Origin of the sequence: Lutispora sp., assembly GCF_041687175.1 — a bacterium.
GTDB lineage: Bacteria > Bacillota > Clostridia > Lutisporales > Lutisporaceae > Lutispora.
Map to the genome: position 1 here is coordinate 1 of NZ_JAWLCK010000129.1, position 6,969 is coordinate 6,969.

At 39.2% G+C, this 6,969-nt stretch carries 4 protein-coding genes; 3 read left to right on the top strand and 1 reads right to left on the bottom strand.

Translation table 11 applies throughout. The features are described from left to right. Positions 1–2,841 (bottom strand): Ig-like domain-containing protein (locus ACESM9_RS13410; RefSeq protein WP_372999633.1); only part of this gene is annotated, 2,841 nt, incomplete at its 3' end. A gap of 462 nt (positions 2,842–3,303) precedes the next feature. Here ACESM9_RS13410 and ACESM9_RS13415 point away from each other — a divergent pair. From ACESM9_RS13415 to ACESM9_RS13425, 3 genes are all read left to right on the top strand, one after another. Next, entirely contained in the window at positions 3,304–4,584 is a 1,281-nt protein-coding gene (locus ACESM9_RS13415) for an S-layer homology domain-containing protein (RefSeq protein WP_372999636.1), read from the top strand. 157 nt (positions 4,585–4,741) lie between these two features. Next, a complete protein-coding gene (locus ACESM9_RS13420) occupies positions 4,742–6,436 on the top strand; it encodes a phospho-sugar mutase (RefSeq protein WP_372999638.1) in 1,695 nt (564 codons plus the stop codon). 136 nt (positions 6,437–6,572) lie between these two features. Beyond that, positions 6,573–6,956 (top strand): hotdog fold domain-containing protein, encoded by a 384-nt coding sequence (locus ACESM9_RS13425; RefSeq protein ID WP_372999641.1) that lies wholly within the window; start codon positions 6,573–6,575, stop codon positions 6,954–6,956. The last annotated feature ends 13 nt before the right edge of the window (positions 6,957–6,969 follow it).

The following is a 6,969-nucleotide window of genomic DNA, read 5'->3' on the forward strand; positions in this document are numbered from 1 at the left end:
TACTGTTATAGTGTATTCATCCAAAGCTGTAATACTTTCAACTTGTGGAGCCTGATTCTTAAATGAGGTACCAGCGAACTCTATATATGATCCATTTCCTGAAGTTACTATGGAGTTATAGCCAGCAGCATCCTTGATACCGCTTCTTACCGTTATCTTGTATTCTTTATCATCTTTTAAAGGTGTACTGGAGCTTAAGTATAAGGTGGCTGAGGTAGTTACTTCATTGGGTTCTACAGATGTATCTGTTATTCTCACTCCGCTGATGCTAAACTGGGAAGGGCTTACACCTTTCACCGGTTCGGAGAAAGTAACCTCTATTGCTGTGCTGTTTACGGCATATGCATCCACTATATATGGAGCTTCATTCTTCTGGTTTGTGCCTGCAAAAGCCTTAATATTTCCTCCACTGCTTTCATAAAGTCTGTCAATATTGGATACTCTCACTTCATATATTCTACCAGATCTGAATATTTCCGGACTGTTAGAACCATCTGTGCTAAATTGGACTCTTACAGTAGCTTTATCTGCAGAGAAATACTTTTCATATTCCAACCCTTTGGGGGCACTATAGCTGCTATCGTCCTCTGTCAATATGGATACTTCAAGGTCTTTTAGCTCCTCATCTGTAAGTTCCTTATCGAAGAATATATCTATGGTGCTCATGTCCAAAGCATTCATGGCTTGTACATTAAGGTCACCCGCATCAGTTCCGCCAAAGCCAATGAAGTGTTTCCTGGCAACTTTATCGTCTGTTCTTATAGGCTCACCTGCCAAATCTGTTACATTCCTTACGGTTATGCTGTAAGCTTTACCATTTTCCTGAGTTTTGGTCAGGAGGGTTACTATTTTTCCTGTGTCATCATCTAGAGTAGCTTTAGCAGCATATCCAAGACTGCTATCCAGCTCATAGTTGAATACATCTTCAGCTGTTTCTTTATTTACCCTTTTGCTGAAGGTGATTATGACTGAGTCTTTACCGCTTTTTACAGTATAGGACAATGGGGTTGTATCCTTAGATTTTCCTATAAAGTATGTTGAGAAATAATCCATGGTATTGCCATATATGTCTTGGATATTGTTGATTTCCAATCTATATTTCTTGTTTGCGGTCTGATCCTCTGTAATGAGGGTTACCACTTTACCGCTTCCATCCAAAACAGCGCTAGTTACTTGTATATCATTATCTATTAAATAGTTTTCGATGTTTTCAGCAGAATATTTATCAATTTTCTTGCTAAATGTGATTTCCAGCTCGTTGCTTGATAGAGCTACTACAGAGGCTTTAGGTACAGAAGTATCTATAGTGGCTCCTGTAAATCCTCTGGTGGTATCATACATGACATTGTCTGCCAAGTCTGCAATGTTTCTTATGGTTAATCTGTATGTGGTACCAGGATTTTGTTCTGATGTTATCAGTGTCACCACATTTTCTTCTTCATCCAATATTGCTTCTTCTATTGTTAGAGCATTTCCTTCTATAATATAGTTTTCTATTCTTTCGGCAGTTATTCTGTTTAATGCTTCACTGAAGTATACCAGAATACTCCTGCTGCCATCTGCTTTAACCATTGTTACATTAGGTTTATACTGGTCTTTCATCATACCGGTAAAACGCTTTTCCAATGGTTCCATTGTATTTCCCGATATATCTCTCACATTCTGAGCAGTGAGCCAATAGATATATCCTTCTCTCTGAGGAGCAGTGGTTAAAGTCACAATTTTTCCTGTAGAGTCCAGTTCAGCGTTGTATACTGATAGATCATTTTTGATTATATAGTTGCTGATATCTTCTGCGTCAGACCTTTGAACTTCTTCATTAAAGGTAATCTTTACAATATTATTACCCATAACATCTGCTGTGGCTCTTGGCCTTTCTGTATCTCTAGGAAGAGCTACATATCTTATGCTGTAATCCTTTATTGCCATGCCATTAATAGGTGTATCCATGTCTATGGATAATTCATAGGCAGTAAAAGGAGCTACATCAGCAGTGGTTATGTAGGCTTTGCTTCCTATTATAGCTACATCTGTCACATTTATTTCTCTGTTGCTGCTTTCTGAATAGATGGTGATATCATCCTTGCTCAGAGGGAATTCCTGATCCAGTTCCAATACCAGTCTGTTATTGGATATTCTTTCAAAGGATAGTACTTCTACAGGGGTTATATCGATTTTAAATCCTGCGTCTATTACTTTTTCTTCATCTAGTATGCCTTTTTCTGTCATGAGAGTAACAAGATTTTTCGTTTCACCCTTTGGCTTTGTATTCAGGGTGCTATATATGGCTTTTGCCACATCGTTTACTGTAAAGCTTGTTTTTTTCTCCATGCTGGAAGCACTGGATATCAAGTCTATGCTTTCAGCAAATTTCAATGTGTTTCCATATGTAAAATCCAAGTCCTGCTTGTAGCCTAAGGTTTCCAACATTACCTTATAAAAGGCTTTGGCATCGATGGTGTTGTTGGGCAAAAATTTACCGTCAGGGCTGCCGACCCAACCAAGCTCAGGGTTGTCCTTGGCATAGGCAAGGTAATTCCTCCCGACTATCCATTTTAGATCTGTGGCATCTACGAAATTGTTTTCTCCATCATAGGTGAGAGCTTCTCCTTCCAAACCTTGAATCCTCAGGAATATAATGAGTGCTGTAAGTCTAGAGGGAGTTGTAGCTAAATATTCAGATGTAACACCTGAATCAGCATCAGATCCTACTAAAATACCTAATGCTTCACAGGCTCTTGCTTCTTTGCCTATGGTGTCTGCGAAGCCGTTAATAGATAGTATGCTTCCTGAAATAAGTATTATTGCCATCAATAGTGCTGTCAATTTTAAGTTTCTCATCTTTTTCCTCCTCCATTGTCGAATTTAAGAACTTTTCTCCTGGAAACATCGTCAAAAACTACATAACTTTCTATCATTTAGTATATATGTAATCCGACCCTGTAGCAACTCTTTAATTAAGACGAAATATATTTGTAAAAGTTGTCGTTATTGGATAAAGAAAGAAGGAAAAGTAGGAGGCGAGGGAGAATAAATATATAATCGAACTCAGAGCTCAGATAGTTGAACTCGGAGTTACTGGCTACTGGCTTCTGGTCTCTGGTCCCTGGCCTCTGGTCTCTGGTCCCTGGCCTCTGGTCTCTGGTCACTAGCCGCTAGCCTCTAGTCCGAGAATTTAGGTATTCCTATCGGCTATTTATTAGATCACTGAAGAGCACTTGGAATAATTTAAGTTAGCAACCAGAAACGAGAACGGACAGTTATACTGAAAACTCGAAACCAATTTTTCTAGGAGGGATAATTTTGAAGTACAAGAAGATAGCAGCAGTATTAACAGCAGCAACAGTTTTTTTAAGCACTGTATCAATGACATATGCGGAAACTCCTTTTAAAGATATCGAAAATAACTGGGCAAAAGCCCATATTATAAGTGTTCATGATAAAGGGCTGATGAATGGTACAGCAGAGGACGTGTTCAGCCCGGATGTGGTAGTTACTAAATATTCAGCCATAAAGGCTATAGGTACTATGATGGGCACGGGTATTATGGATTTGACGGATATAGTCAGCAAACACAGGGAAGTTTTAGAAAAATATAAGGTACCCGAATATGCCAAGCCAGAAGTGGCTTATTGTATAGATAAGAACATAGTACAAGCAGAGATTGAGCTTCCCAGGTTTGAAGAAAAACCTAATGCAACTAAACTGGATATATGTGTTTACCTGGGCAGAGCCTTTGGAGTTGAACTTGATACATCGAAGCCACCAGTAACCCTTTTATTTAAAGACGCATTGGAGATTCCTTCAATGTATAAAATCTATGTTGATCACATGATAAAGATAGGTGTAGTAGATGGCAAAGGGGATGCAGAAGGCCTTTTCAATCCTAACATGCCGGTGACTCGTGCCATGTTTGCGAAAATGTTAGATATTGCAAGCAGTGAGTATGTGAAAACAGTTGTTAGCACAGATACCTCTGATTTACCTGGACAAAACATTGAAGACCAGACAAAAGAGACACCTGTAGAGGAAACACCTACAGATATAACTGACGACAGCCAGACTACCACCGCACCTGCTGACAGCAGCACAGCAGAGGAGGTTATAGACAGAGGTATTATAGATACCATTACATATACTAGAAATTCTCAGCCTAAGATATTGGTTGAAAAACAAAACAAGGATTTGGTTGAGTATACAGTACCTGAGGATTTAATGAAGGAAAATATAATAATCAACGGTCAGTTATCAGATGTATACTCATTAAGACCCGGACTGTATGTAGAGCTAAAAGCCTTATCAGGAGTAGTAGACTGGATCAAAACCATTGAGATGACGACACAAATCAATACCTTAGCTACTATAGTTGAAGTGGATATATTAAATGAAACAATGTATGTTGAGATAGTGGATCAAGAGGGCTTAACTACGGAAAAGAAGGTATTTCTCTCAAATACAAGGGTAGGAGATTTGCTTTTGAATATACTCACAATAGATGCATTATCTCCGGGGCAAAGAATCAACCTCATAGGAGAAGAGAATTTGGAAGGCATTAAAGCCACTTCTATTATAATCAACAACTAGAATCATCATTAAAGTTGGAAGATAGCCTCTGCAGTTAATAATTAGCAGAGGTTTTATTTTCCTTTGGTAAAGTATACTATATATAATAGGAAACGGTTCACAATTGTTACGAGGAAGCATCATGTCAGGAGGATAGAAATTTACAGGAGGGATGTCTATGGATTATAAAAGGAGATATGAAGAATGGATGAATGGAGAATATTTTGATGAAGCTACCAGGAAGGAGCTAAGGGATATCATAAATGATGAAAAGGAAATAGAAGATCGTTTTTATAAAGATTTGCATTTTGGTACCGGAGGTCTTAGAGGAATAATAGGGGCAGGTACTAACAGGATGAACAAGTATACTGTTGCCAGGGCTACCAAAGGCCTTGCCAATTACATATTAAAACAGGGAGAAGATGAGCCATCGGTGGTAATAGCCCATGACTCAAGGCATTTTTCCAGGGAGTTTGCAAAGGAAGCTGCAGGAGTGCTGCTATCAAGTGGAATAAAGGTTTATCTCTTTGAGGATCTGAGGCCTACACCGGAGCTGTCTTTTGCAGTTAGGGAGACCAAATCCATGGCAGGCATAGTCATAACTGCCAGCCATAATCCTCCGGAGTACAATGGATACAAGGTCTATTGGAAGGATGGAGGCCAGATAGTTGATCCAGTGGCCAAAGAGCTGATGGAGGAGATAAACAGCATATCGGACTTTTCAGGAATACAGTGTCTGGACGGTTGCTCCTTGGAGGGCTTTGATAATCTTCATATAATAGGCGAAGAGATGGATAAGATATATATTAATAAGGTAAAATCTCTGAGTTTAAATCCGGAAGTAATCAAGGAAGTAAAGGATATTAGCATAGTTTATACTCCCCTCCATGGTTCGGGAAATATGCCGGTGAGAAGGGTATTAAAAGAGATAGGTTTTGAGAATGTACATGTGGTGCCAGAGCAGGAGAAGCCTGACGGTTCCTTCCCAACTGTGGAATATCCTAATCCAGAGGAAAAGGAAAGCTTCAACCTGGCACTTAAGCTGGCAAAAAAGGTAGATGCTGATTTGATTCTGGCAACGGATCCGGATTGCGACAGGGTTGGAGTCATGGTAAGGAAGGCTGATGGAGAGTATTATAAGCTCTCAGGAAATCAGACAGGAGTGCTCTTGGGACATTATATATTCAGTTCCCTTAAGAATAAAGGTTTACTTAAAAAGGACAGCTTTTTCGTAGATACTATAGTAACGGGTAGAATGACGGAGAAGATTGCCTCAAGCTATGGAATAGACACTGTATCCACTCTGACAGGATTCAAGTATATAGCCCAGCAGATAAAGGAGCTGGATGATGAGGGAGGAAGGCATTTTGTATTTGGATATGAGGAGAGCTATGGATACCTTACGGGTAATTTTGTGAGAGATAAAGATGCAGTCATAGCTTCTATGCTAATATCAGAGATGGCAGCCTTCTATAAAAAGCAGGGCATGACCCTCTATGATGCTATGCTAAAGCTCTATGAAGAATATGGCTATCACAGGGAGGAGCTTTTGTCAATTGTGCTGAAGGGTAAGGAAGGTGCTTTAGCCATAACCAATATGATGGATAATATGAGAAACAATCCTCCGGAATCTGTAGCAGGCATGAAGATTTGTGAAATAAAAGACTATTTGACCTATGAAGGACCTATAAAGCTTCCCAGGGACAATGTATTGTATTTTGTGCTTGAGGGAGATAATTGGTTTGCCATGAGACCTTCAGGCACAGAGCCTAAGCTGAAGATTTATATAGGGGTTGTGGATGTGTCACTGGAAGCAGCAGAGGACAAATCAAAGCTGCTCCTGGAAGGGATAAAGAATATGTTGTCGTATTGAAGATTTAGAAAATTTATTGTTGAAATTCTCACAAAAAAATAAAGGATAAATTGAAAATGTATTGAATATATATATGGCCTGATATAGAATTTGGGAGATAAGTATTCCTGCGAAAATTTATTTAGGAGGTTATCAAATGGAAAAAGCTATTATCAGACTAAGGATGAGTGCCCATGATGCACATTATGGTGGAAATCTTGTAGATGGTGCCAGGATGCTGGCGCTATTCGGAGATGTAGCCACAGAACTTTTAATAAGAAATGATGGAGATGAAGGCCTTTTCTGTGCCTATGATAGTGTAGAGTTTTTGGCTCCTGTCTATGCCGGTGATTACATAGAGGCAGAAGGTTATATAGAAAAGGTAGGTAATACATCAAGAAAGATGAAATTTGAAGCAAGAAAGGTTATACAATCAAGACCAGATATAAATGATTCAGCTGCTGAAGTTTTAGAGACCCCTATAATTGTTTGCAGGGCTAGCGGAACCTGCGTAGTACCAAAGGATAAGCAAAGAAAGTAGCTAACCGCTAAAT